The 26,285-nt window shown below is 52.6% G+C and carries 25 protein-coding genes and 1 pseudogene; 15 read left to right on the top strand and 11 right to left on the bottom strand.

Annotated features, from left to right (window positions below; translation table 11 throughout):
* Positions 1-61 precede the first annotated feature (61 nt).
* Positions 62-1,162 (top strand): sodium-potassium/proton antiporter ChaA, encoded by a 1,101-nt coding sequence (gene chaA / locus ACMYSL_RS11770; protein WP_110274192.1) that lies wholly within the window; start codon positions 62-64, stop codon positions 1,160-1,162.
* 86 nt (positions 1,163-1,248) lie between these two features.
* Here the strand turns inward: chaA and kdsA are convergent, their stop codons facing one another.
* Genes kdsA through hemA form a run of 6 tightly spaced genes read right to left on the bottom strand, consistent with a single transcriptional unit; the run spans position 1,249 to position 6,570 of the window.
* Positions 1,249-2,103, bottom strand: coding sequence for a 3-deoxy-8-phosphooctulonate synthase (kdsA, locus tag ACMYSL_RS11765; protein WP_110274193.1), 855 nt, complete (start codon positions 2,101-2,103; stop codon positions 1,249-1,251).
* A 39-nt stretch (positions 2,104-2,142) separates the two neighbouring features.
* Complete coding sequence (gene sirB1, locus ACMYSL_RS11760; RefSeq protein ID WP_112213372.1) at positions 2,143-2,955, bottom strand: invasion regulator SirB1; 813 nt, start codon at positions 2,953-2,955, stop codon at positions 2,143-2,145.
* Positions 2,956-2,958: 3 nt separating this feature from the next.
* Positions 2,959-3,351 (bottom strand): invasion regulator SirB2, encoded by a 393-nt coding sequence (gene sirB2, locus ACMYSL_RS11755; RefSeq protein ID WP_434662972.1) that lies wholly within the window; start codon positions 3,349-3,351, stop codon positions 2,959-2,961.
* Positions 3,338-4,189, bottom strand: coding sequence for a peptide chain release factor N(5)-glutamine methyltransferase (prmC, locus tag ACMYSL_RS11750; RefSeq protein ID WP_434664043.1), 852 nt, complete (start codon positions 4,187-4,189; stop codon positions 3,338-3,340). Before prmC ends, sirB2 begins: the two co-directional genes overlap by 14 nt.
* Positions 4,189-5,271 carry a peptide chain release factor 1 gene (prfA, locus tag ACMYSL_RS11745; RefSeq protein ID WP_110274197.1) on the bottom strand — a complete coding sequence of 361 codons (1,083 nt, stop codon included), beginning with the start codon at positions 5,269-5,271 and terminating at the stop codon, positions 4,189-4,191. The genes prmC and prfA overlap by 1 nt, the downstream gene beginning before the upstream one ends.
* 42 nt (positions 5,272-5,313) lie before the next feature.
* Positions 5,314-6,570 carry a glutamyl-tRNA reductase gene (hemA, locus tag ACMYSL_RS11740; protein WP_304259812.1) on the bottom strand — a complete coding sequence of 419 codons (1,257 nt, stop codon included), beginning with the start codon at positions 6,568-6,570 and terminating at the stop codon, positions 5,314-5,316.
* A 273-nt stretch (positions 6,571-6,843) separates the two neighbouring features.
* On the opposite strand from hemA, the gene lolB reads away from it, so the two are divergent.
* The 4 genes from lolB (at position 6,844) to dauA (ending at position 11,364) form a co-directional block, all read left to right on the top strand.
* Complete coding sequence (lolB, locus tag ACMYSL_RS11735; RefSeq protein ID WP_182239462.1) at positions 6,844-7,455, top strand: lipoprotein insertase outer membrane protein LolB; 612 nt, start codon at positions 6,844-6,846, stop codon at positions 7,453-7,455.
* Positions 7,455-8,303 carry a 4-(cytidine 5'-diphospho)-2-C-methyl-D-erythritol kinase gene (gene ispE / locus ACMYSL_RS11730; RefSeq protein WP_185930844.1) on the top strand — a complete coding sequence of 283 codons (849 nt, stop codon included), beginning with the start codon at positions 7,455-7,457 and terminating at the stop codon, positions 8,301-8,303. The genes lolB and ispE overlap by 1 nt, the downstream gene beginning before the upstream one ends.
* Before the next feature lie 183 nt (positions 8,304-8,486).
* Positions 8,487-9,434 (top strand): ribose-phosphate diphosphokinase, encoded by a 948-nt coding sequence (prs, locus tag ACMYSL_RS11725; protein WP_110274385.1) that lies wholly within the window; start codon positions 8,487-8,489, stop codon positions 9,432-9,434.
* Positions 9,435-9,684: 250 nt separating this feature from the next.
* A complete protein-coding gene (dauA, locus tag ACMYSL_RS11720) occupies positions 9,685-11,364 on the top strand; it encodes a C4-dicarboxylic acid transporter DauA (RefSeq protein WP_181485859.1) in 1,680 nt (559 codons plus the stop codon).
* On the opposite strand, the gene ACMYSL_RS11715 is transcribed toward dauA, so the two are convergent.
* Together ACMYSL_RS11715 and ychH are read right to left on the bottom strand one after the other, a co-directional pair.
* A complete protein-coding gene (locus ACMYSL_RS11715; protein WP_434662969.1) occupies positions 11,365-12,411 on the bottom strand; it encodes a MerR family transcriptional regulator in 1,047 nt (348 codons plus the stop codon).
* Between the two features lie 204 nt (positions 12,412-12,615).
* Complete coding sequence (gene ychH / locus ACMYSL_RS11710) at positions 12,616-12,891, bottom strand: stress-induced protein YchH (protein ID WP_004103160.1); 276 nt, start codon at positions 12,889-12,891, stop codon at positions 12,616-12,618.
* A 272-nt stretch (positions 12,892-13,163) separates the two neighbouring features.
* Here ychH and pth point away from each other — a divergent pair, with 272 nt between their 5' ends.
* The 5 genes from pth to ACMYSL_RS11685 all read left to right on the top strand — a co-directional run bounded on the left by pth (position 13,164) and on the right by ACMYSL_RS11685 (position 18,449).
* Positions 13,164-13,748, top strand: coding sequence for an aminoacyl-tRNA hydrolase (gene pth, locus ACMYSL_RS11705; RefSeq protein ID WP_110274203.1), 585 nt, complete (start codon positions 13,164-13,166; stop codon positions 13,746-13,748).
* Positions 13,749-13,865: 117 nt separating this feature from the next.
* Entirely contained in the window at positions 13,866-14,960 is a 1,095-nt protein-coding gene (gene ychF, locus ACMYSL_RS11700) for a redox-regulated ATPase YchF (protein ID WP_110274204.1), read from the top strand.
* An 859-nt stretch (positions 14,961-15,819) separates the two neighbouring features.
* Positions 15,820-17,259: a sugar porter family MFS transporter gene (locus ACMYSL_RS11695; protein WP_304259820.1), complete on the top strand. Its 1,440-nt coding sequence runs from the start codon at positions 15,820-15,822 to the stop codon at positions 17,257-17,259.
* Positions 17,256-17,690: a PTS sugar transporter subunit IIA gene (locus tag ACMYSL_RS11690; protein ID WP_112213362.1), complete on the top strand. Its 435-nt coding sequence runs from the start codon at positions 17,256-17,258 to the stop codon at positions 17,688-17,690. The genes ACMYSL_RS11695 and ACMYSL_RS11690 overlap by 4 nt, the downstream gene beginning before the upstream one ends.
* Before the next feature lie 231 nt (positions 17,691-17,921).
* Positions 17,922-18,449, top strand: coding sequence for a lipocalin family protein (locus ACMYSL_RS11685; protein ID WP_434662965.1), 528 nt, complete (start codon positions 17,922-17,924; stop codon positions 18,447-18,449).
* A gap of 88 nt (positions 18,450-18,537) precedes the next feature.
* Here ACMYSL_RS11685 and ACMYSL_RS11680 read toward each other — a convergent pair whose 3' ends face one another.
* Positions 18,538-20,112, bottom strand: coding sequence for a diguanylate cyclase (locus ACMYSL_RS11680; protein WP_434662962.1), 1,575 nt, complete (start codon positions 20,110-20,112; stop codon positions 18,538-18,540).
* Between the two features lie 188 nt (positions 20,113-20,300).
* Between ACMYSL_RS11680 and ACMYSL_RS11675 the strand changes: the two are divergent.
* Positions 20,301-20,393, top strand: a pseudogene (locus tag ACMYSL_RS11675) (LysR substrate-binding domain-containing protein); the annotation flags it as partial.
* Positions 20,394-20,547: 154 nt separating this feature from the next.
* On the opposite strand, the gene pckA reads toward ACMYSL_RS11675, so the two are convergent.
* Positions 20,548-22,188, bottom strand: coding sequence for a phosphoenolpyruvate carboxykinase (ATP) (gene pckA / locus ACMYSL_RS11670; protein WP_434662960.1), 1,641 nt, complete (start codon positions 22,186-22,188; stop codon positions 20,548-20,550).
* A gap of 310 nt (positions 22,189-22,498) precedes the next feature.
* Here pckA and ACMYSL_RS11665 point away from each other — a divergent pair, with 310 nt between their 5' ends.
* Both ACMYSL_RS11665 and ACMYSL_RS11660 read left to right on the top strand, forming a co-directional pair.
* Positions 22,499-23,392: a LysR substrate-binding domain-containing protein gene (locus ACMYSL_RS11665; protein ID WP_110274211.1), complete on the top strand. Its 894-nt coding sequence runs from the start codon at positions 22,499-22,501 to the stop codon at positions 23,390-23,392.
* A 59-nt stretch (positions 23,393-23,451) separates the two neighbouring features.
* Positions 23,452-24,129 carry an RluA family pseudouridine synthase gene (locus tag ACMYSL_RS11660; RefSeq protein ID WP_434662957.1) on the top strand — a complete coding sequence of 226 codons (678 nt, stop codon included), beginning with the start codon at positions 23,452-23,454 and terminating at the stop codon, positions 24,127-24,129.
* On the opposite strand, the gene ACMYSL_RS11655 is transcribed toward ACMYSL_RS11660, so the two are convergent.
* Positions 24,126-24,902, bottom strand: coding sequence for an AraC family ligand binding domain-containing protein (locus tag ACMYSL_RS11655; protein ID WP_182240816.1), 777 nt, complete (start codon positions 24,900-24,902; stop codon positions 24,126-24,128). The two genes, ACMYSL_RS11660 and ACMYSL_RS11655, sit on opposite strands and share 4 nt — an antisense overlap.
* A 178-nt stretch (positions 24,903-25,080) precedes the next feature.
* On the opposite strand from ACMYSL_RS11655, the gene ACMYSL_RS11650 reads away from it, so the two are divergent.
* A complete protein-coding gene (locus ACMYSL_RS11650) occupies positions 25,081-25,821 on the top strand; it encodes an AzlC family ABC transporter permease (RefSeq protein ID WP_434662954.1) in 741 nt (246 codons plus the stop codon).
* A 1-nt stretch (position 25,822) separates the two neighbouring features.
* The gene (locus ACMYSL_RS11645; protein WP_181485848.1) at positions 25,823-26,143 is read left to right on the top strand and encodes an AzlD domain-containing protein; all 321 of its coding nucleotides are present in this window, start codon (positions 25,823-25,825) and stop codon (positions 26,141-26,143) included.
* Positions 26,144-26,285 lie beyond the last annotated feature (142 nt).

Below are 26,285 nucleotides of genomic sequence, written 5' to 3'. Positions count from 1 at the left end.
CTGTTATTTTATTAACTTACGCTATCTATAATTATAACACCTGCACACCTGGAGATAATTCATGACCGAAGCACATGAGGCGGTAAAAACCCGCCACAAGGAGACCACCCTCGCCTTTCCGGTTCTGGCGCTGGCGGTGCTGTTTTTTCTGGGAAGCAGCCAGTCACTGCCAGTGGTCATTGCAATAAATATTCTGGCGCTGGTCGGGATTCTGAGCAGCGCATTTAGCGTAGTACGCCACGCCGACGTTCTGGCGCATCGCCTCGGCGAACCCTATGGCTCGTTAATTTTGAGCCTCTCGGTGGTTATTCTCGAAGTTAGTCTGATTTCCGCATTAATGGCCACCGGCGACGCCGCGCCAACCCTGATGCGTGACACGCTTTATTCGATCATTATGATCGTCACCGGCGGTCTGGTGGGCTTTTCACTACTTCTTGGTGGGCGTAAATTTGCCACCCAATATATGAATCTGTTCGGCATCAAACAGTACTTAATTGCCCTGTTCCCACTGGCAATTATCGTGCTGGTTTTCCCGATGGCGCTACCGGGGGCCAACTTCACCACTGGACAGGCGCTGCTGGTCGCGCTGATATCTGCTGGAATGTATGGTGTATTTCTGCTGATTCAGACCAAAACCCACCAGAGCCTGTTTATTTACGAGCACGAAGATGACAGCGACGACGACGACCCGCATCATGGCAAGCCGTCTGCGCATAGCAGCAAGTGGCATACCGCCTGGCTGCTGGTACATCTGGTTGCGGTTATCGCCGTCACCAAAATGAACGCCAATCCACTGGAGACTCTGCTGACCAGCATGAACGCGCCTGTGGCCTTTACCGGCTTCCTGGTCGCCCTGCTGATCCTCTCCCCGGAAGGCCTTGGTGCGCTAAAAGCGGTACTGAACAACCAGGTTCAGCGGGCGATGAACCTGTTCTTCGGGTCGGTGCTGGCAACGATTTCCCTGACGGTTCCGGTGGTGACGTTAATCGCTATCCTCACCGGTAACGATCTACTCTTTGGCCTTGGCGCACCGGAGATGGTGGTGATGGTCGCCTCGTTGGTGCTATGCCATATTTCCTTCTCTACCGGGCGCACCAATGTACTCAACGGCGCGGCGCACCTGGCGCTATTTGCCGCCTACCTGATGACTATTTTTGCCTGACTCTCCCCCGGCTGCGTAAGCTTGCTGGGGACATAAAAAAGCCTGCCGGTTTTGCAACGGGCAGGCTTTTGTCATATCAGGGGCAATTACTTGCTGGTATCCAGCTCATCAAAGCCTTTGACCAGATCGTCGATGGCTTTCATTTGCTTGAGGAACGGCTCCAGTTTATCCAGCGGCAGCGCGGACGGACCGTCACATTTCGCATGTTCAGGATCCGGGTGGGCTTCGATGAACAGACCGGCGATACCTACCGCCATACCGGCACGCGCCAGTTCAGCAACCTGTGCACGACGACCGCCGGAGGCCGCGCCAAACGGGTCGCGACACTGTAGCGCGTGGGTCACATCAAAGATAACCGGTGAGTTATTGGACGATTTTTTCATCACGCCAAAGCCCAGCATATCGACAACCAGGTTGTCGTAGCCGAAGTTAGCACCGCGATCGCACAAAATAATCTGGTCGTTACCGCCTTCGATAAATTTATCGACGATGTTACCCATCTGGCCCGGGCTCACGAACTGCGGTTTCTTAACGTTAATGACCGCACCGGTTTTCGCCATCGCTTCGACCAGGTCAGTCTGGCGCGCCAGGAACGCTGGCAGCTGGATAACGTCAACCACATCAGCAACCGGCTGCGCCTGGCTGGCTTCGTGAACATCGGTGATGATTTTCACACCAAAAGTCTGTTTCAGCTCCTGGAAAATCTTCATCCCTTCTTCCAGACCCGGCCCGCGATAGGAGTGGATGGAAGAACGGTTAGCTTTATCAAAAGAGGCTTTGAACACATAGGGAATGCCCAGCTTCTGCGTGACGGTCACATAGTGTTCGCAGATACGCATCGCAAGATCGCGGGACTCCAGCACGTTCATCCCACCAAACAGAACGAATGGCAGGTCGTTTGCTACGTTGATATCACCAATGCTAACCACTTTTTGTTTCATAAGTTCGCCTTATCAGGGTGTAACCGGATTGGTTTCAGACTAATGCAATGTAATTTGTTTATGCGAAATGGTGTTGATCTGCGCACGGATCATTTCGCTGATCGGGTCTTCCGGGCACTGCTCCACGAAGTAGTTGAGATCCTGCAATGCCACATGATCGCACTCAAGCTGGGCGTAAATCAGTCCGCGATCGCGAATTTCATACGGGTCTTCTGGATTGAACTGCAAAAGCGCCTCGCTGGTGCCTAACGCCAGTTCCATCTGCCGCTCTTCCATCAGGGCTGATTTCAGAGTATCAAGCAGTTTGTGGATCACTTCCGCGTTATCAGCCTCATCAAGATCCTCATTAAACAGCTCGGCAAGCGGACTAATATTGCCCTTCAGCCAGACCTCCAGAGTGTGCTCGTTCAGGGTTTCGCCATTGAACGGGTTGATAAGCCACATCTCTTCGCTCTCTTCGGGATCGGCGCGAAGCAGCATCTGTGTTGGGAAAATCACCGGTACAACCGGCAGCGACAGACGCTGAGCAATCCACAACAGGACAGCACCTAATGACACCGCGCTGCCCTGTCGGTTGTTCAGAACCTTATCAATCCACAGGGCGTCGGACAGGCGGTAGACGCCGTGGGATGCGCTGAATCCCCAGTCCTTGTAAAAAAGTTCCAGCAAACGCTCGATCTGGCGTTCCTGATCCCAGGAAGAAGCAATCTCCTCCTGCGCCAGACCTAGCAACCGCTCCAGTTCATCCTGCACATAGTGCGTCGGAAAATCGTCGCGGATTAATTCGGAAATGAGGACCATGCCATCACATAATGGCGCTTTATTAAATTCGAAATCAGCTAACGACCTCATGACTTACCCCAGTAACGGTATTCTTGTGATGGCGAGTTGAATGATGATGAACAACACCACCAGGGCCAACAGAAAGGCGATAAACCGACTCTGCTGGCTGCGCGGGCGACGACGGCCCAACGCGATAAAACCCAATGCGATATAAATGATAACGCCAAACAGCTTTTCAGTCAGCCATGTACCGTCCTCGGTAAACGGCAGATAGTGCGTTATTGCCATTAATCCTGCGCCGCTGAGAAACAGCACGGTATCGCTACAGTGCGGCGCAATGCGTACCCAGCGCTGATTGAGCAGACGACTACCGCTCCAGCTCCACCAGTAGCGCAACACGAACAGGCTGACCGAGACCACCACGCTGGCAATATGCAGATACAGCACGGCGCTAAACAGGTTCATGCGTCCCTCCCGGTATCAGCCCCAACGTCAGACGTTCGTTATCTCCGTAATCGCGGCAGGTGGAGACACCGAGGTACCCGGCCTCGCGAAATAACTCGCGCACCGCTTCACCCTGCGTCCAGCCATGCTCCAGCAGCATAACGCCGCCGGGGACAAGGAAACGACGGCCTTCACGGATAATATGCGCCAAATCGGCAAACCCACTGTCGGCAGCAACCAGCGCCGTTTTTGGCTCAAAGCGCACATCGCCCTGTTCAAGATGCGGGTCGGTTTCGTCGATATAGGGGGGATTGCTGACTATCATGTCGAATTGCTGCCCGGCGAGCGCGCTGAACCAGTTGCTTTGCCGCACGGAGACGTTATCGATAGCGAGATGAGCGACGTTGCGCTCGGCCAGCGCAACCGCATCAGGCATAAAGTCGACGGCTGTCAGCAGACAGTCCGGGCGTTCGCTGGCTAACGCCAGAGCGATAGCGCCAGTGCCGGTGCCGAGATCGAGGATCCGGCACGGTGCCCCAGGCAATCGCTCCAGGGCCTGCTCAACCAGACATTCGGTGTCCGGGCGCGGAATAAGCGTCGCCGGGGAGACAAACAGCGGCAGCGACCAGAACTCACGCTGACCGACCAGGTGAGCCACCGGCTCACCCTGCGAGCGACGGCTGAGCAGCGTTTCCAGCTCAGCTAACTGTTGCTCCGTCAGCGTCGTTTCGTCAAACGCGAGAATATAAGTCCGCGCTTTGCCGGTCACGTGGCCGAGCAAGATTTCGGCATCCCGGCGCGGACTTTCGCTTTGGCTCAGGCGGGTTATGGCCTGGGTCAACCACTGCTGAAATGTCATCATTCCTGCTCGGAAAGCGCTGCCAGCTGATCGGCTTGATATTCCTGCACGATCGGCTCAATGAGCATATCAAGTTTTCCTTCCATCACCTCATCCAGACGGTAAAGCGTCAGGTTGATGCGGTGGTCGGTGACGCGCCCCTGCGGATAGTTATAGGTGCGATTACGATCGCTGCGATCGCCGCTGCCCAACAGGTTACGGCGTTCGGAGGCTTCCGCCTGATGGCGTTTAGCCACTTCCGCAGCGCGAATACGCGCGCCCAGCACCGACAAGGCTTTGGCTTTGTTTTTGTGCTGTGAACGTTCGTCCTGGCACTCGACGACAATACCGGTTGGCAAGTGGGTAATACGAATAGCCGAATCGGTGGTGTTAACGTGCTGACCGCCAGCACCCGAAGAGCGGAAGGTGTCAATACGCAGATCGCCCGCGTTAATTTCCGGCATTTCGGCTTCCGGCAGCTCCGGCATCACCGCCACGGTGCAGGCAGAAGTATGGATACGCCCCTGAGACTCGGTTGCCGGTACGCGTTGAACGCGATGACCGCCAGATTCGAACTTCAGGCGACCATAGACACCATCGCCGCTGATCTTAGCAATTACTTCTTTAAAACCACCATGTTCGCCTTCGTTAGCGCTCATGATTTCAACACGCCAGCGGCGGGCTTCGGCATAACGGCTGTACATACGGAACAGATCGCCGGCAAACAACGCTGCTTCATCACCGCCGGTACCGGCGCGCACTTCGACAAAAGCGTTGCGTTCGTCATCCGGATCTTTTGGCAGCAGCAGAACCTGCAGCTGCTGTTCCATCTGCTCGCCTTTTTCTTTCGCTTCACGCAGCTCTTCCTGCGCCATTTCGCGCATTTCCGGGTCGTCGAGCATCATCTGCGCAGTTTCAATATCATCCTGCAGCTGACGCCAGTCGGTATAGCAACGAGCCACGTCGCTCAGCTGTGCGTACTCTCGCGATAATGCGCGAAATTTATCTTGATCGGCGATGGTCGCAGCATCGCCGAGTAGCGCCTGAACTTCCTCGTGGCGCTCGTAAAGAGCTTCCAGTTTGGCAACAATAGAAGGCTTCATAGGCGTGAAATCACCCTGTCCTAAAAAAGAGAGAAAGGTGCGCTATTCCAGCCCGAGGCTGTTGCGCAGAATATGCAGGCGTTCATCATCCCCGTCACGGGCAGCCTGCTGAAGAGATTTGGTTGGCGAGTGGATCAGGCGGTTAGTCAACTTACGCGCCAGGTCCTGCATGATTTCCTGCGCATCGCCGCCCTGGCTCAGCGCAGCAAGCGCCTTCGCCGTCAGCTCGTCGCGGACCAGCTCAGCCTGGGAACGATATTCGCGGATAGTCTCGCTGGCGCTCTGGGCACGCAGCCAGGCCATAAATTCGCTGGTTTCCTGCTCGACAATGGTTTCAGCCTGCACCGCCGCGGCTTTTCGCTGCGCCAGATTATGCTGAATGATGTTTTGTAGATCGTCCACGCTATAGAGATAGGCGTTCGCCAGCTTGCCAACTTCGGGTTCAACATCACGTGGTACCGCGATATCTACCAGCAGCATCGGCTGATTGCGGCGCGCCTTCAACGCGCGCTCCACCATCCCTTTGCCGATAATGGGCAGCGGGCTGGCGGTAGAGCTAATAATAATGTCGGCTTCTTTCAAACGTTCGTCGATATCACTCAGGGAGATGACCTCTGCGCCGACTTCTTCGGCCAGCGCCTGAGCACGCTCACGGGTACGGTTGGCAATCACCATCTTGCGCACCTTGTGCTCACGCAAATGGCGGGCCACCAGTTCGATGGTTTCCCCGGCGCCGACCAGCAGCACCGTGACGCTTGACAGTGATTCAAAGATTTGACGCGCCAGAGTACAGGCAGCAAACGCGACGGAGACCGCGCTGGCACCAATATCGGTTTCGGTACGCACGCGTTTGGCCACCGAGAACGACTTCTGGAACATGCGCTCCAGTTCGCTGACGTTCAGATGCCCGCGGCTGGAATCGGCAAAGGCTTTTTTCACTTGTCCGAGGATCTGTGGTTCGCCAAGCACCAGCGAGTCCAGCCCGCTGGCAACGCGCATCAAATGGCTGACCGCATCGTTATCCTGGTGCCAATAGAGGCTTTTACGCAGTTCGTCTTCATTCAGGCCGTGATAGTCACACAGCCAGCGGATCAGGACTTCCTGGAGGTTATCCTGCTCTTCAACGCTGAGGTAAAGTTCCGTACGGTTGCAGGTCGACAGCACCACCCCGCCCTGCACCATTGGCTGAGCCAGCAAGCTCTCCAGCGCCTGGTCGAGCGTATCCGGCGAAAACGTTACGCGTTCTCGCAGCGCTACCGGGGCTGTTTTGTGATTAATGCCAAGAGCTAAAAGGGTCATTGTGAGGGAGTAGTACCAGCGTTGCTAAGGTTAGTCTGGGGGCATCATACAGGATGCGCGTAATCAATAAAAGAGAGCCTCCCCTTTTGGAGTAATAGCTAATCAGTAATAGCCATTAACGGTAATTTTTTGATTTCAGACAACTTGAACGTAGACGCTACCGCCCGGCGACGCTAGCATTAAAGGTTATTATTGTAACCCGCTACACAAATCGGCCGCGACTTTATCCCATTCGCCGTATTTCACTGTAGACATCAAGGATTTGTCATCATTATGAATCGACTGTTCCGCCTGTTGCCGCTGGCAAGCCTCGTTCTGACCGCCTGTACGATTAACGCTCCGCAAGGACCAGGTAAAAGCCCTGACGCTCCGCAGTGGCGTCAGCACCAGCAAGATGTCCGCAATCTCAATCAGTTCCAGACGCGCGGCGCTTTTGCTTACCTCTCAGATGAACAAAAAGTGTATGCCCGCTTCTTCTGGCAGCAGACTGGCCAGGACCGCTATCGTCTGCTGCTGACTAACCCGCTCGGCAGCACAGAACTGTCGTTGACCGCGCAGCCGGGCAGCGTGCAGATGATCGACAATAAAGGACAGACCTACACTGCGACCGATGCAGAAGAGATGATTGGCCGCCTGACCGGGATGCCGATTCCGCTCAACAGCCTGCGCCAGTGGATTATCGGTCTGCCGGGTGAGGCGACCGATTACGCTCTTGATGACCAGTACCGTCTACGCGAGCTGAACTACACGCAAAATGGCAAGACCTGGCATGTCACCTATAGCGGCTACACCACTGATACGAAACCCTCACTTCCGGCCAATATGGAACTCAACAACGGCAGTCAGCGCATCAAGCTGAAAATGGATAACTGGATTGTGAAATGATGACCCGCTGGCCCTCTCCTGCGAAGCTGAATCTGTTTTTGTACATTACCGGACAGCGCGCCGATGGTTATCACACGCTGCAGACGCTGTTTCAGTTCCTTGATTACGGCGACACGTTGACCATCGAACCGCGTGATGATGGTCAACTGCGCCTGCTGACGCCGGTGGACGGCGTGCCGGATGATGAGAACCTGATTATTCGCGCGGCAAGGTTATTAATGCAGGCAGCCTCTGAGCGCGGGACCCTGCCCGCAGGCAGCGGTGCCGACATCAGCATCGATAAGATTCTCCCCATGGGCGGCGGTCTCGGCGGCGGATCGTCCAATGCCGCCACCGTGCTGGTGGCGCTTAATCATCTATGGGGCTGCCATCTTTCAGAAGATGAACTGGCCGCTTTAGGTTTGCAGCTAGGTGCTGACGTGCCGGTGTTCGTTCGCGGTCATGCGGCTTTTGCCGAAGGCGTGGGTGAAATCCTGACGCCGGTCGAACCAGAAGAAAAGTGGTATCTGGTCGCCCATCCTGGGGTCAGTATTCCAACACCGATTATTTTTCGCGATCCGGAACTTCCTCGTGATACCCCGAGCAGGTCAATTAATACGTTATTAAAATGTAAATTCGGCAATGATTGCGAGGTTATCGCAAGAAAACGTTTTCGCGAGGTTGATGCGGCGCTTTCCTGGCTGCTAGAATATGCGCCGTCGCGCCTGACTGGTACCGGTGCATGTGTGTTTGCTGAATTTGACACTGAATCCGCCGCTCGTCAGGTGCTTAAAAAAGCCCCGGCATGGCTGCATGGCTTTGTAGCGCGAGGTGTTAACATCTCTCCGCTCAAGCAATCGCTGCTCTAAGTCCTGCTGAATTTAGCAAAAAACGGCGAGTACGCCGGGGATACTGAGTTACGGTGACAACGTCACCCTGTTCCAGACGTTGCATCGAGCTCTTTAAATACACCGCCTGGATGGAATCGTGCCGACCCGCACAGTTCTTGGCCCGTTTCATCCACCACTGGACGCATGCCTGAGGTTCTTCTCGTGCCTGATATGAAGCTTTTTGCTGGTAACGCTACCCCGGAACTAGCACAACGTATTGCCAACCGCCTGTACACTTCTCTTGGCGACGCCGCTGTAGGTCGTTTTAGCGACGGCGAAGTCAGCGTACAAATCAATGAAAACGTACGCGGTGGTGATATTTTCATCATCCAGTCCACTTGTGCTCCCACCAATGACAACCTGATGGAATTGGTTGTTATGGTTGATGCTCTGCGTCGTGCTTCGGCAGGTCGTATCACCGCTGTTATCCCTTACTTCGGTTATGCTCGCCAGGACCGTCGTGTTCGTTCTGCTCGCGTACCTATCACCGCAAAAGTGGTTGCCGACTTCCTGTCCAGCGTTGGCGTCGACCGTGTCCTGACCGTTGATCTGCATGCAGAACAAATTCAGGGCTTCTTTGATGTTCCGGTTGATAACGTATTCGGCAGCCCAATCCTGCTGGAAGACATGTTGCAGCTGAATCTGGATAACCCGATTGTGGTTTCTCCGGACATCGGCGGCGTCGTTCGTGCTCGTGCTATTGCCAAGCTGCTGCACGATACCGACATGGCTATTATCGACAAACGTCGCCCGCGCGCTAACGTCTCTCAGGTGATGCACATCATCGGTGACGTCGCTGGTCGTGACTGCGTGATGGTTGACGATATGATTGATACCGGCGGTACCCTGTGTAAAGCAGCAGAAGCACTGAAAGAACGTGGCGCTAAACGCGTATTCGCTTACGCAACGCACCCGATCTTCTCAGGTAATGCTATCCAGAATATCCAAAACTCTGTGATTGACGAATTCGTCGTCTGCGATACCATTCCACTGGCACCAGAAATCAAAGCGCTGGCAAAAGTTCGTACTCTGACGCTGTCTGGCATGCTGGCCGAAGCGATTCGTCGTATCAGCAACGAAGAATCCATCTCTGCCATGTTCGAACACTAATCGAGCCCGGCATAAAAACCCGCTGCGGCGGGTTTTTTTGTCTCTAAACCTTTTATTTAGCCACAAAATCATTCGGTATGCGTCAAGGCGGCAAGTGAATGAATCCCCAGGAGCGTACAGGTAGTACGTGACTGGGGTAAATGAGCGCAGCCAACAAAGAGGCATCCCGAAGGATGACGTGGAAATGATTAATGCCTCCTTCACCTGCCATTCAGTTGACAGATGATGCGCTCATGGATGAAACATTATTGTGAATAGATTATTTTCCTCACATGTGATGCCTTTCCGCGCCCTCATCGACGCTTGCTGGAAAGAAAAATATACCGCATCGCGATTTACCCGCGATGTCATTGCCGGGATTACCGTCGGGATCATCGCCATTCCGCTGGCGATGGCGCTGGCAATAGGCAGCGGCGTAGCGCCACAGTACGGACTTTATACCTCCGCTGTCGCCGGGATCGTCATCGCACTATCCGGTGGGTCGCGCTTCAGCGTCTCAGGACCAACCGCTGCCTTCGTGGTCATTTTATACCCGGTTTCGCAGCAGTTTGGCCTTGCGGGGCTGCTGGTGGCGACGTTAATGTCGGGGGTGTTTTTAATTCTTTTCGGCCTGGCACGCTTTGGTCGCCTGATTGAGTACATCCCGCTGTCGGTCACGCTCGGTTTTACCTCCGGGATTGGTATCACCATTGGTACCATGCAGATTAAAGATTTTCTCGGCCTGCAGATGGCCCACGTGCCTGAACATTATTTGCAGAAAGTCGGCGCACTGTTTATGGCCCTGCCGACGATTAACCTCGGTGATGCGGCGATTGGCGTGGTCACGCTAGGGATCTTAATTTTCTGGCCGCGCCTCGGGATCCGCCTTCCTGGCCACCTTCCAGCTCTATTGGCAGGCTGTGCGGTGATGGGCGTAGTCAACCTGGTTGGCGGCCACGTCGCCACTATCGGCTCTCAGTTCCACTATATTCTCGCCGACGGCAGCCAGGGCAACGGTATTCCGCAACTGCTGCCGCAGTTGGTTCTGCCGTGGGATATGCCCGGTTCGGACTTTACGCTCAGTTGGGCCTCGCTGCAGGCACTGCTCCCGGCGGCGTTTTCGATGGCTATGCTGGGGGCGATTGAATCGCTGCTCTGCGCCGTGGTACTGGATGGCATGACCGGCACCAAGCATAAAGCCAATAGCGAACTGATTGGCCAGGGCCTTGGCAACATCGTTGCACCGTTCTTCGGCGGTATTACCGCCACTGCCGCCATTGCTCGTTCAGCAGCAAACGTCCGTGCTGGCGCAACCTCACCGGTTTCCGCCGTGATCCACGCCCTGCTGGTGATCATGGCGCTACTGGTCCTCGCGCCGCTGCTTTCCTGGCTGCCGCTTTCCGCGATGGCGGCGCTGCTGCTGATGGTGGCATGGAATATGAGCGAGGCGCATAAGGTTGTGAACTTACTGCGTCACGGCCCGAAAGACGACATTATCGTGCTGCTGATGTGTATGTCGCTGACCGTGCTGTTTGATATGGTTATCGCCATCAGCGTGGGTATCGTGCTGGCCTCACTGCTGTTTATGCGCCGGATTGCGCGCATGACTCGCCTCGCGCCGGTCAACGTTGAAGTGCCTGACGATGTGTTGGTGCTACGCGTGATAGGGCCACTGTTCTTCGCTGCCGCTGAGGGGCTGTTTACCGATCTGGAAACGCGGGTTGAAGGTAAACGTATCGTTGTGCTGAAGTGGGATGCTGTGCCGGTGCTGGATGCCGGTGGGCTTGATGCCTTCCAGCGCTTTGTCAGTAAGCTGCCGGAAGGCTGTGAGCTGCGCGTCTCTAACCTCGAGTTTCAACCGCTGCGCACTTTGGCGCGCGCAGGCGTTAAACCGATTGCGGGTCGCCTGAGCTTTTACCCGGATCGTAACGCCGCGCTGGCGGACATTTAATTAGCTGGCGGCAGGCCCCTGTGCCTGCCGCATCATCACCCCTATAGCCTGCTGAAGCCAGGCAAGCACCTCCGGGGTCATCCACGTTCCCTTCATCAAATGCGCCTCCTGCTCCATCGCGTAGCGAAACTTCTGCTGAGTTTGCGGGTTATCTCCGGCGTAAGATTGAAACAACGCCAGCCAGCGTTGTGCAAGCTGCTGTCCTTGCGATGAAGCCGGTGTCAGCTGTTCGCGACACGCATAATGCAGTTCCGCCACTAACGCCGGCCATTCCATCAGCCGATCGAAATAGTGCTGCCGGGTGAACGCCAGCTCCTCGGCGTTCAGATAGCGCGCCCAGATCTCCAGTTTACTTTCCGCAAAAGCGTGAGTGATAAAGTCAATGATCTGCGGGGTAACGCCGGTTTGTTCGCACATCTGTGGTTCGGCGGCATGCATTTCATTCAGCCGGGTCAAAAATTCAGGTCGTCCAGCGGTATCCTGCTCTAACTGTTCCATCCAGCGGGTCGCCAGACTCATCGCCTGAGGGGCATCTGCCGGGCATTGCTTGCGCATTAATCCCTGAATTTCATTAACCAGCGCCCGCCAGGCTTGATTACGTTGCTCATCCTGTTCCGCGAACGGCAGCACCTGTAGTTCCTGTTGACTAAACCAGCGATCGTACATTTTCATTAGCTCCAGCATCTGTAGCCAGGACTCCAGATCGGGGTCACTTCCCCTGTCTAACTCATCGCGCAGCAGCGCCAGCCGTTCGCGTAGCGTTGAGATGGTTTGTAGCTGCCGATCAAGAGTGGTTATCTGCTTGACCAGCAGGTCAGACAGCGAGAAAGCATCCCTGGCGAGATAATCCTTAATAGTGGCGAGTTCCAGCCCGGCCTGAGCCAACACCTTGATCGTATGCAGCCGCTGAACGGCCGCCAGATTGTATAGCCGGTAACCCGCCGCGCTTCTGGCTGAAGGGGTCAGCAATCCTGTTTGTTCATAGTGATGTAGCGTGCGAACGGTTATTCCGGCACGCTTCGCCAGTTCTCCCACCTGAATTAACATGACTGCTCCTTTCGTTTACCAGTGACGCCACTCTGCTGTCTGACGTTACGTCAGGGTCAAGTGCTAAGTATACGAATTTGGATCGCCCCGTAATATTCGAAAAGGGTAACGAAAGGGAAATTTAGACGACAATAGAGGGATAGCCTGCCCAGGCTATGATAGAACGCACCAGCCGTACTGAACGGCTGGTGGAATGGAATTCACTCAGCTGTGGCGATGCTGATCGCGGCGGCAGCGTTTGTCGTAATGACGAACCCACCAGTATCTGTCGCTGACCTGTTCATGGCCGCCGATACGCGCACCTGCCAGCCACAGAACCGCGCCGACAAAAATGCTTAAGATTGCGCCATGCGCAAAAAACTGCGGCAGGTCAAGCTGCGGAAGCTGGTTCAGAATAGAGTAACCAACGCCGACAACCATGACGACCAACCCCAACCCCATCAGCACATTACCGAGTAACGAAGCGTTTCTGCGTTTCATATGTCACCTCCGGAACCTTGGGTTGCATGGGAATATCCCCAAATCTTGTAGGTATAGTATAGACAATGACCAATAAAGCGATTGCGTGGACGATCACATAAGCGAACATCAAACCAACAAAAGTTTACAAATAACCTACTGAACTACATCAAATTCTAATTGTTCAAACACGAAACCATCATGACACGCAGCGTTTCGCTGGCAGAATTTTGTCAACCGCGCGCGCAGACAGTACACTACGCGCCAGAGAACGACCCACTCAGGATAGAAAAGTGACCATAAAATTGATTGTCGGCCTGGCCAATCCCGGCGCTGAATACGCCGCGACCCGACATAACGCCGGTGCCTGGTATGTAGATTTATTAGCTGAGCGCAACCGCGCACCGCTGCGCGAAGAGAGCAAATTCTTCGGCTACACCTCACGGATTAACCTTGCTGGCGAAGATGTTCGTCTGCTGGTACCCACCACCTTTATGAATCTTAGCGGTAAAGCCGTATCGGCTATGGCAACCTTCTTTCGCATCAATCCAGATGAAATTCTGGTGGCCCATGATGAGCTCGACCTGCCGCCCGGCGTAGCTAAATTCAAACTTGGCGGCGGCCATGGCGGCCATAATGGCCTGAAAGACATCATCAACAAACTGGGTAATAACCCGAACTTTCACCGCTTACGTGTGGGAATCGGTCATCCGGGCGATAAAAATAAAGTTGTCGGTTTTGTTTTGGGAAAACCGCCCGTTAGCGAACAGAAACTCATTGATGAAGCTGTTGACGAAGCGGTGCGTTGTACCGAAGTTTGGCTGAAAGAAGGTCTCACCAAAGCAACCAACCGATTACACGCTTTTAAAGCGCAATAAACGGTCGACGTGCGGAATTTTTGCCGCGCACGGTGTATAATAGGCAAAGCTATTTACTTTTCTACAATCTGCTCACTGTAACAGGTTGATTATCCAAAGATTAAGGTGATTTAAATCATGGGATTCAAATGCGGTATCGTCGGTTTGCCCAACGTCGGCAAATCCACCCTGTTCAATGCGCTCACCAAAGCGGGTATTGAAGCGGCCAACTTCCCCTTCTGTACCATCGAGCCGAACACCGGTGTCGTTCCGATGCCCGATCCGCGTCTGGACAAACTGGCTGAAATCGTCAAACCGCAGCGTATTCTGCCAACCACCATGGAATTCGTCGATATCGCAGGTCTGGTAAAAGGCGCGTCTAAAGGCGAAGGTCTGGGTAACCAGTTTCTGACCAACATTCGTGAAACCGAAGCTATCGGTCACGTGGTGCGCTGCTTTGAAAACGACAACATTATCCACGTTAACAATAAAGTGGATCCGGCTGACGATATCGAAGTTATCAACACCGAACTGGCGCTGTCCGATCTGGACACCTGTGAGCGCGCCCTGCACCGCGTACAGAAAAAGGCCAAAGGCGGCGATAAAGACGCTAAAGCTGAACAGGCGGCTCTGGAAAAATGCCTGCCGCAGCTGGAAAACGCCGGTATGCTGCGTGCGCTGAAAAACCTGACCGAAGAAGACAAAGCAGCGATTAAATACCTGAGCTTCCTGACCCTGAAGCCAACCATGTATATCGCTAACGTCAACGAAGACGGTTTTGAGAATAACCCGTACCTCGATAAAGTGCGCGAAATCGCGGCTGCGGAAGGTTCTGTCGTGGTTGCCGTTTGCGCCGCTGTTGAATCCGATATCGCTGAACTCGACGATGCCGATCGCGAGGAGTTCATGGCTGAACTGGGAATTGAAGAACCGGGTCTGAACCGCGTTATCCGCGCTGGTTACGAACTGTTGAACCTGCAAACCTACTTCACCGCTGGCGTGAAAGAAGTTCGTGCGTGGACCATCCCAGTCGGTGCAACCGCACCGCAGGCGGCAGGTAAAATCCACACCGACTTCGAGAAAGGCTTTATCCGCGCCCAAACCATCGCCTTTGAAGACTTTATTACCTATAAAGGCGAGCAAGGTGCTAAAGAAGCCGGGAAAATGCGTGCTGAAGGTAAAGATTATATTGTGAAAGATGGCGATATCATGAACTTCCTGTTCAACGTCTAATCTCTTTTTATCACTAAAAAATCCACGCAGATGCGTGGATTTTTTTATGCCCCGACTCATACAAGATACATTTGAATTAGCGGTCACAAGTCAAACAGTAAAGATCCGTGCCCCTGTCCTTTACCACTTCTCTTGCCAACCCAGACTTACCATCCAGGTGCTGCCGGGAGTGGCTTTCAACCCATCAAATTTCGAATAAAATATAAAATAAATACAAAAATAGAATTTTAATTTCATTAATGAGCTTTAATAACAAATGTGATACATATCATAAATTTAACATTAGATCCCAAAAAACCATAATCCACAATCTTTGAAATGTTAAAAAATAACATTCAATATCAATATGTTATAAAAACCACATTGTATCTGACACCATGAGTACTCATTCGAACCCATCACAATCGAAATGAAATTTCCAAAATGTGATCTATTTGCATTTTCATTTCAAAATTAAATGCCATAATCTCACCTCACTAAACGCACTTTGATTACGCTAAGGTGCAGCAGAAATCCTAACCCCCCGGAGGATTCCATGAGAGAAGTGAGATCAGAATTTATTGGTACCGTCTATGTTGGCGGTTGCCATACCACCACCAGTTCACACGAAAATGCTACCGGGGACATTCTGTACGCCAACGACCCCGGAGGAAAAAACCCTACATATACTAATGATTCATCATTAATCAAAAGAAGCCTCTTTGACCGGATTTATTTAGCGAATAACTAAAAGAGCTAAGTAGCACAAAGAACAAAAATCATTTCATGCCCGTCATATGCCAGCGAACTAAAAGATCGGCCGTGGCTGGGGGTGATTTATTTTTATCTTGTGCCGTTAATCAAAACAAAAGGTATAAAAATGTCTCTTATAATGAATCTGAACCTACAACAGAGAAAACGACTACACCAAATAACTTTAGTAGCAACATTTGGCGGCCTGCTATTCGGTTACGACACCGGAGTTATTAATGGTGCATTTTCCTCACTGAAACAATATATGGCTCTGACACCAACCACAGAAGGTCTGGTAATGAGCGTGTTGCTGATCGGTGCCGCCTTAGGTAGCGTTTTCGGAGGGAAGTTCGCCGATTTCTTTGGCAGAAGAAAGTACCTGCTCTTTTTATCATTTGTTTTTTTCATCGGCGCACTAATGTCCGCACTTGCTCCAGATATCACGGTTCTTCTTATTTCTCGTTTTATTCTGGGTTATGCTGTCGGTGGCGCCTCAGTAACCGCGCCAACATTTATTTCTGAAGTCGCACCAACGGAAATGCGCGGTAAACTGACTGGCTTAAACGAAGTGGCGATTGTTATCGGACAGTTGGCCGCATTTGCCATCAACGCCATTATAGGCATTGTCTGGGGCCACCTCCCCGAAGTCTGGCGATATATGCTAATGGTACAAACCATACCCGCCATCTGCCTGTTTGTCGGTATGTTGCGCTCGCCTGAAAGCCCCCGCTGGCTGATCAGTAAAAACCGCCATGAAGAAGCCCTCGAAATATTAAAACAAATCCGCCCGCTCGAACGTGCGATGAAAGAATTCAATGACATCACAACGTTAATTAAAATCGAAGCGGATAAAAAACTGGCTAATAAAAACTCTTTCGTAACGATTCTTCAGACACCGTGGATTCTCAAATTACTCATCGTTGGCATCGTTTGGGCCGCCTTGCAGCAAACCACCGGCGTCAACGTCATTATGTACTACGGCACGGAAATCCTGAGTACTGCAGGGTTCTCGGAAAGAACTTCATTGATATGCAACGTGCTCAATGGCGTATTTTCAGTAGGTGGCATGATATTCGGCGTGATGTACCTCGTTGACCGTTTTAAACGCAAGACCATCATCATCTACGGCTTTGCTCTCATGGCGACCCTTCACCTGATTATCGCTGGCGTAGACTACACCCTCGTCGGCGATATTAAAGCCACGGCAATCTGGCTGCTGGGCGCGATGTTCGTTGGGGTTATGCAGGGGACGATGGGCTTTATTACATGGGTGGTTTTAGCCGAACTCTTCCCACTGAAATTCCGCGGATTATCGATGGGTATCTCGGTATTTTTCATGTGGGTAATGAATGCGATAGTCAGCTATCTGTTCCCTTTATTACAGGCCAAGCTCGGATTAGGCCCGGTGTTCCTTATCTTCGCTGCCATTAACTATTTAGCTATCGTCTTTGTCATAACAGCGTTGCCAGAAACATCGAACAAATCGCTGGAACAGTTAGAAGAAGAACTTTCATCGAATAAATACGATGCACGACTCAACACAGCGACAAAGGAAAGCGGATTATGATCGATAATATTACGCTGGATAATTTGCACTTATCATGTCAGGCTAAAAATAAAGCCGAAGTTCTTTCCATGATTGGTGCTGACTTCAGAAAAAAGGGATATGTCAGCGAGGATTGCGTTGTTTTCCTCAACGAGAGAGAACGTCAGGTCTCTACTTTTTTAGGTAACGGCATTACGCTGCCGCATCTTCCTAAGTCAGCAACCAATATCATTGTTAAAAGCGGAGTGGAAATCTTTCAGTTTCCTGATGGTGTAATCTGGGATAGAAGCAACGTCATGTTCATTGCTATCGGCGTTATTGCTAAAGAGAGCGAGCATATCGATGTCCTGAGAGAGATCGCCTCTATTTTTAGCGATGAAATTATTGCCAGGGCGTTGTCACTCATCTCCAACAAGCAAGACTTCCTGAAAATACTGCAGCAGCATCAATAGTCCTCGAATGACCAGGCCTGCTTACTCGCAGGCCTGGTCCTCATCGCTTGCTGAGCATCCCTTCTTTTCAGCCATAGTATCTCTGATCATAACTCCATATACCTTCCATGACGCGGGACGATGAGCAAGAAATAGATTTCTCCTAATATACAGCGATTATTACCACAGCGAATGAAACGCCGAAAGCCTGGGCTACACTTAATTTTCACCGAGTTGATAAAAGGACTTCCGATGAAAATATGGCCCGTCCTGACCGGCGTCGCTATTGCACTGACGTTGGTTGCTTGTAAATCCCCAACCCCTCCGAAGGGGGTCCAGCCCATCACAGGGTTTGACGCTGGACGCTACCTTGGCAAATGGTACGAAATCGCACGCCTGGAGAATCGTTTTGAACGCGGTCTTGAACAAGTGACCGCTACTTACGGTAAACGCGATGATGGAGGGATCAGCGTTCTCAACCGGGGTTTTGATCCGCAGAAACAAAAATGGAATGAGAGCCAAGGCAAAGCCTTTTTTACCGGCGCACCAACCACTGCAGCGCTTAAAGTTTCATTCTTTGGGCCGTTTTATGGTGGCTACAATGTGATCGCGCTGGATGATAAATATCAATACGCGTTAGTCAGCGGCCCAAATCGTGATTACCTGTGGATCCTGGCGCGCACGCCGACGATCCCCGATGCCGTCAAGCAAGAGTATCTCGGCATTGCTCGCGAACTGGGTTTCCCGGTAGAAAAATTACTCTGGGTTAAGCACGGATAAAAAGCCGCCAGCAGGCTAACAACATTGATGCGATAATTTTGTGAGAATCCGAGTCTTCAGCAAGACAGGTGATACGGCTCCCGTCTGCTCAATTTTTGTAAAGCGTAAATCCTTGCTTATCACTAACCCACACCTGATTCCTCCCGGCTCCTTTGGCTTGATACATTGCCAGATCCGCCTGCCTCAGGAGTTGGCCGATATCATCACAATCAGCGAGTGCTGCCACCCCGGCCGAAAGAGTCACTTTGGCGCCATTTGGAAACTGCGTCTCGGATACCGCAACCCTTATGCGTTCCACGGCAGAAGCCGCTGTCTCAAGAGTGCAATCCGGTAGGAAGAGGATAAATTCTTCCCCACCAAACCGGCAAACAATATCATTTTGCCGCGCCAGCGATCGAAGCAGTTTGCCAAAGCTAACCAGAACCGCATCCCCCCCATCATGACCCAGGCGATCGTTGATGTCCTTGAAGTGGTCAATATCAATAGCAATGACGCAGTGTTCACCGACCAAAAAACGCTCTTCAACCAAAGAGCTGAACCCTTTACGGTTATAAAGACCCGTTAGCGGATCCGTCATTGCCTCATCGCTTAGTAAATTAACCTGTCGCGACATCGTTTCCAGATGATGGCTGACGGCTTCCCTCAGACGCTCCGCCTCCTGATAGCCAGGATTGAGCTGAGCCAGTTGCTTAAGCGCTTTATCGCTATCTTCAGTGCGGGTAAATTTGGCCAGTTTTTCCAGAGGCATAGAGATACGCCCGGCAAAAAATATCACTATAGCGATAGTCAGAATAAGAATGCCCAGAGTGAACCAGAAAGCATTAATGATGGTCTTCATCAAAATACGAGAGACGTTTTCAGAAGTGCCTGAAATGAAAATCTTCCAGTCGGCCTGCTGCAGGCTTGCGAAGCCGATAAGGTTGGCACCACTTTTTTGTTTATCTACGAAGTGACCGCTACCCGCGTGCGCCAGCCTGGCTTTGATGGCCGAATCAGTACTCACATCAGTACCAATCAACACGGGATCGTCGCTAAAAAGAATCCGCCCTTCAGCCGTGACGATACTGACATCCGCCTGGTTTGCATAAAAATGCTGACCCAGAATTTCACTCAGCATGCTGTGTTTTTTTAGATAGATAGTACCGCCGATAAAGCCAATGTAGTGGCCTTCGGGTGAGAATAATGGTTGCGAAATAAAGACAACATAGTTACCCGTCGCGGAGGTGAATGGCGGTGATATATAAGCTTTTTGGCTGCGAATGGCATGCTTGCTGGCTTCAGAATGCAGCGTCAACCCAACCAAATTGAGGCTCTCCGGGGAGGTTGCAGCAATCACCGCATCAGCCGTCACTATCACCACTGAATTGAAAAAACCGGACTGCATCCGCAGCCTGTCAGCCTCTTCTCTCAACTGCTTACGATCGTGAAGCCCGATGATCAGGCGGGCGCTGTATGCCAGTTCTTGCTGTGCAACGCCCAGATAGCGATCGGTGGTATCAGCAAGCTTGCGTGCGTAGGCAATATTGCCTTGCAACAGGCTATTCTCAATATTTCCTTTCTGAAACACCGTCAATGCGCTCAGCAGAAGCACAGAGGTCAACACTATCCCGCCAACTGACAGAAATAGCATAAGGGTTCGTAACCGGTAACGTTTTTTGTTCATGAATAAAATAGGGCAGCAAATGCGTGAGGCTAGTGTAGCGAGTCTGCTCAATTTTGCGCACAACTATCAACACGACATAATCTTTTTTAACAGATGCACTGAACGGACGTGGTCAGGTATTTCCCTGCCATAAGCACGCCAACCGGTAAATCGCGATCCCAACGATTGCGGCGGCGACCATATTCGATCCGCCGGTTTATCTTTACTATCCGAAAAGCGCGGGGAAAACGAAGCGGGTGAAAGCCTTGGTCGATTTTTTGCTGACCAAAACGGCACAATAAAAAACCCGAGCGGATGCCCGGGTTCACATTGCTGTCAAAAAGCCACTCAGGGAATTGCCAGGTGACGGATTTGGTTTTCGTAGGCCGGTAAGGCGCTAGCCGCCACCCGGCAGAAATACGAACACAATGTCTAATCAGCTTTTAGCTATCAGGATTAAGCCGTAACCGCTGATTTATCCAACGTTGGACCGGCTAAGGCTAAACGGGCTCCCGCCTCGGTATCGCTATACTGTTTAAAGTTATCCATAAACAGCTGCGCCAGGCTTTCCGCTTTCTCCTGCCACTTATCCGCAGATGACCAGCCGCTGCGCGGGTCGAGCAGCGCGCTCTCTACGCCAGGAACGCTTTCAGGAATCGACAGACCAAAGATCGGAACCGCCTCTTCACGCAGCTCACCGATGGTGCCGTTTAAAATGGCGTTGATGATATTACGCGTATCGCGCAGCGACAGGCGTTTGCCCTCCCCGTTCCAGCCAGTATTCACCAGCCAGGCTTCGGCCCCCGATTCCGCTATTTTTGCCGCCAGAACGCTGGCGTACTGCGTCGGGTGCAGCAGCAGGAACGCCGCGCCGTAGCAGGCTGAGAAGGTTGGCGTGGGCTGAGTAATGCCGCGCTCGGTACCGGCCAGCTTTGAGGTAAAGCCAGACAGGAAGTGATATTGCATCTGTTCAGTCGTTAAACGAGAAACCGGCGGCAGTACGCCAAAAGCATCGGCGGCGAGGAAAATCACCTTCGACGGATGGCCCGCACGGGATACCGGCTTAACGATATTTTCGATATGCGCTAAAGGATACGAGACCCGGGTGTTTTCAGTCTTACTGCCATCGGCGTAATCGACGCTGCCGTCAGCTCTGACCACCACGTTTTCCAGTAATGCATTGCGGCGAATCGCACGATAAATTTCCGGCTCAGCCTGCGGGTCAAGATTGATAGTCTTGGCGTAACAGCCGCCTTCAAAGTTGAATACGCCGTCGTCATCCCAGCCGTGCTCATCATCGCCGATGAGCTGGCGCAACGGGTCAGTGGAAAGCGTCGTTTTACCGGTACCAGAAAGGCCGAAGAACAGCGCGACGTCGCCCGCTTCCCCGCGGTTAGCCGAGCAGTGCATTGAGGCAATCCCCTGCTGAGGCAGCAGATAGTTCATTACCGAGAAGAGTCCTTTCTTCATCTCGCCGCCGTACCAGGTACCGCCGATCAGCTGAATGTTCTCGCTAAGATTAAAGGCGACAAAGTTCTCAGAGTTAAGCCCTTGTTCCTGCCATTTTTCGTTGGTGCATCCCGCACCGTTGAGCACCACGAAGTCCGGCGTAAATTCAGCCAGCTCTTCGGCGCTGGGAGCAATAAACATGTTTTTGACGAAATGCGCCTGCCACGCCACCTCGGTGACAAAGCGTACACCCAGGCGTGTCGCCGGACTGGCACCGCACCAGGCATCAACGACATACAGTTTTTTGCCGCTAAGCTGTCCGGCCACCAGCGCCTTCAGGTCAGCCCAGATTTCCGTTGTTAACGGTTTATTATCGTTACGACCGAGACCGGAGTCGGCCCACCAGACGGTATCGCGCGTTAGGGAATCTCTGACAATATATTTGTCGCGCGGGGAGCGTCCGGTAAAAATGCCGGTATCCACGGCAACCGCGCCGGACTCGGTCATGACGCCACGCGCCGCGCCGGTTAATTCCGCGCTGGTTTCATGCGCAATCAGCAGATCGTAATCGGGGTTGTAAAACAGCTCGCTGCTTTCCTGAATACCAAGCTCAAGAAGAGCGTCTTTTACTGATTCAATACGTGACATGGAACTCCTGACAAACTATTGGCTGGATAAGATGCATCGGTTATTTCAGCCTGTTTAATCTGGCGGATTATTTTTAGCAGATAAATCCTGGCAGAAAATAAATAAACAGGATGAGCAGACCGGAGCTACGATTTAAAATCGTGCTCGTGTAGGGTGTCGCCTGTACTTTTGAAAATGCCGCTTTTACCGCTAAGTAATAAGCTGAACTCCAGAAAATGTTAACACCTGTGACTGATTGTGTTAATTGCATAGTTTCTATGCGTTATGCTAAAATTGCATAGCTATTAATGCAGTGTTGAGGATCGGGTCTGTGCTGGCGAATCTTGAAGTAAAATGGCTTTACGATGTGATTGCTCTGGAAGAGTCCAGAAGCTTTACGCTCGCGGCCAAAAGTAGAAATATTTCACAGTCTTCCTTTAGCCGCCGCATCCAGGCACTCGAGGCCTCGCTGGGTTTCAGCATCTTTGACCGCGCGGCAAACCCGCTACAGTTGACCAACCGTGGAAAAATTTTCATCGGCTACGCGCGAAATATGCTCGACGATATGGATTTTCAAATCAGTCGAATAAAAGGGCTGAATAACACCACCCAGAAAATAAGAATTGACGCCGCGCCTTCGCTTTCCGTTTTATTACTCCCCGAAATTATCGCCGGTTATACCGACCGCAAGAATAAGACTTTCCATGTTGAATCGATTAACGTCAACGACGCGGTATTCAATCTTAAAGAGGGAAAAAGCGATTTTATTCTGTCGTTTTATAATGAAGAGCTGATGAACTATCCGTTTATCAATCACAAAATTTTCGACTCGGCGCTGCATCTCGTCTCACCTTGCGATAAACACGGTAGACCGCTTTTTAATTTACATCGCGGCGTGCTGCCGCTGATGAAATACGCCAACGATAGCTATATGGGTCGCCAGGTGAATCAGGTTATCGACCGCAAACCGGAGATTACCTTTTCGCTGACCTTTGTTTCATCGATGAGCGAACTGCTCAAACGCATGATCCTCAACGGCGACGGCGTGGGCTGGCTGCCGCAGTACTCTATCAAGCGCGAGCTTGAGGAAGGCCGGCTGGCGATAATGGATGAGAGCCTGTCGTTGCCGATCGGCGCTTATATCTACCGCTCCGGTGCGCGGCTCAATCAATCCGCCGAGCGTTTCTGGCAGCACATTAAGGCCAGCAACACTGTTAGCGCGTAATTCGCCTGGCGGCAGAAAATTCGCTATTATCCGCATCCACCCTCTACCCGTGCAGCCTGATGTCTACGATTATCGATACCTTTGTCGCTCCGCCGTGCCACGCCGAAATCGACATCCTCTATCAGGATGAGCATCTGCTGCTGATCGATAAACCCTCGGGGCTGCTCAGCCTGTCCGGGAAAAACCCGCTTAATCTCGACTCGGTGCATCATCGCCTGGTGCAACAATTTCCCGGCTGCACGCTGGTCCATCGCCTTGATTTCGGTACATCGGGTCTGATGGTGATTGCCCTCAATAAGGCTATCAATGCGGCCCTTTGCCAGCAGTTTAGCCAGCGCGCGGTAACCAAGGTGTACAGCGCGCTGCTGTGCGGTCATCTGGCCAATGACGATGGGATAATTGACGCGCCCATTGCCAAAGATCCGGCGCTGTTTCCCCTGATGACGATTTGCGCGCTCAGTGGTAAACCTGCCCGCTCACGCTATCGGGTTATTGAGCGCTTCTACTCTGAAAGTGAATTACCGCTGACCCGGGTACAGCTGACTCCGGAAACCGGGCGCACCCATCAACTGCGCATCCACTGCCAGCAGTTGGGTCACCCCATTTTAGGCTGCGATCTCTACGGCGGTCTGGGCAGCGAAGGGGCAACGCGCCTGATGCTGCACGCCAGCGAACTGCATTTTGCGCATCCCATCAGCGGTGAGAGGATCGACGCACGTCATCCCAGCCCTTTTTAAAGTGAGGCCGCCGCGAAGAGACCCGGCGTGGTGCCAAAGTGCATGCGGAAAGATTTAATCAGATGGCTTTGATCGTAGAACCCGACCTCTGTCGCCACCTGCGCCGCCTCAGCGCCTTTAGCCAGGAGTCCTTTTGCCCTGACAAGCCTTAGCTGGGTGAGATACTGGTGAACAGATAAACCGGTCTGCGCCTGAAAAGTACGCATAAAATAGAACTCGCTCAGCCCGGCTACCGCCGCAATATCCTTAACCGACAGCGGCTGCTGATAGGCGCAGTGCAGAAACTCTATTGCCCGGCGAATATCGGCCCTGATGACTGGCCGTCGACCTCCGCGAACGCTGCGCTCGGCATAACGCCCCACCAGCAGATTAAGCACCTGATACATCAGACACTCTTTTTCCAGCGGATCGTGACTGGCGCCCAGCACGGCGGAAGCCTGGAGCATGCTTCGCGCTATCATCGGGTCATGGCGCATCCCCTCTCCACCGAAATTCACCTCACCTTTGCCGCCGAGCAGCGTTTCCGCCACTTCGTTAATCAGGCCAGCAGAAGGATAAAAAGCACAGTAATCCCAGCCTTCATCACGTTGCACCGCTTCGCCGGTATGCACCTCACCGGGCATGATCACCATCACCGTGCCTGCCGCTGCCACGCCCCGCTCGCGGCAAATACGCGTGCGCTGGGCACCACGGGCAAAAGCGGCTATCACATATTCGTCATGAAAATGCGGCGGATAGCTATGCTCATAGCAGGATGCACGCAGGATCTCCATTCCACCGTGTAATTCACTATCCCGCCAGAGCTTGATGTCGTCGCGAACCTCTTTTCCCACTTTGATGCCCTTTAATCCCCGAAGCGGGATGTTTGCGTAAATGCGCAGGATTTTACTATAACGTTTCCAGCAATTTTTTAAGATTACCATTCAGCAACGCACTCTATGGGACTATTTGATGTTGATAAATAACAAGACCTCATCAAGAGATGAGGCTATGGCGGAATTTCGCGCCGGGGTCATCGCCTGTTTGCCCACTATTCCCGGCTACTGGAGCATTGGTTTCGCCGCCGGTGCTATCGGAACCTTATCCGGGTTTACCACGCTGCAAACGGCGCTACTGGCAGGCGCGCTGTACGCAGGCTCGGCGCAGTTTTTGTTTTATTCTCTGTGGGCAACCGGCGCGGAAATGGCCTCGGTGGTGCTCAGCGTGCTGTTGGTTAACCTGCGCTATCTGTTGATGAGTTCGGCCATGAGCGTGTTCTTTCGCCAATATAGTCTATTGCAAAAGATTGTTAGCGGGCTGCTGCTGACGGACGAAACCTTTGGCGTGGCGGTACAGCGCGGCAGCGTGCACAACGGTGTTCCTTACTCGTGGATGCTCGGGCTAAACCTTGCCGCCTGGCTGAACTGGATCCTCGCCTGTATCGTGGGCGCAGGGCTGGCCTCCGCGCTTCCGCCATCGCTGATGGAGGGGTTAAGTTTTAGCCTGGTATCGATGTTTATCGGGCTGGTTCTGGCGCTGTGGTTTGCCAGCCAGCGTAAGATGCTGGAAACCTTCAGCATTGCCGTGGCGGTGCTGATTACGCTGTTCACCGCCGGGCACACTGATATGAGCATCGTGGTCATCGTCGCGGCCTCAGTTGCGGCGACGCTGGCAACAACAGGATTACGTCTGTTCTGCAAGGAGGCTAAATAAGATGGAACGCAATATCATTCTGGCCATTCTTGCCTCAGCGCTGGTCACCGCACTGATGCGCACGGTACCGATTTTACTGCTTTCGCGATTTCGCCTGGCTCCGGCCCTGCAGCAATGGCTCAGTTTTATTCCTTCCGCCATTATGGCGGCCATTATTGCCGCGGAGCTGTTGGGTAAACCGGCATTGACCAGCTCGGGTATCAGTATTTCTCTACTGGCCGCTCTTGCCGCCACCATTGCCGGCGTTGTGACGCGCAGTCTGTTCGCCACGGTGATTGTCGGCATGATCGCATTTTCCGCCCTTAACTATTTCCTGATATAACTCTTACGATAAAGGCCGTACACGAGTGCGGCCTTTAATTCAAATCACGGCATTGCAAATGCAAATATCATATTTGCTCGTTAATCACCGCCTCTGTAGCTTGTGCTCTATTCATGTTTTCCATGAAAAGAACATTCAGGGC

The organism is Klebsiella sp. MISC125 (assembly GCF_051131775.1).
In the GTDB taxonomy this organism is placed as follows: domain Bacteria; phylum Pseudomonadota; class Gammaproteobacteria; order Enterobacterales; family Enterobacteriaceae; genus Klebsiella.
The sequence above is the reverse complement of the archived record's forward strand: the minus strand, read 5'-3'. Positions and strand labels throughout refer to the sequence as shown.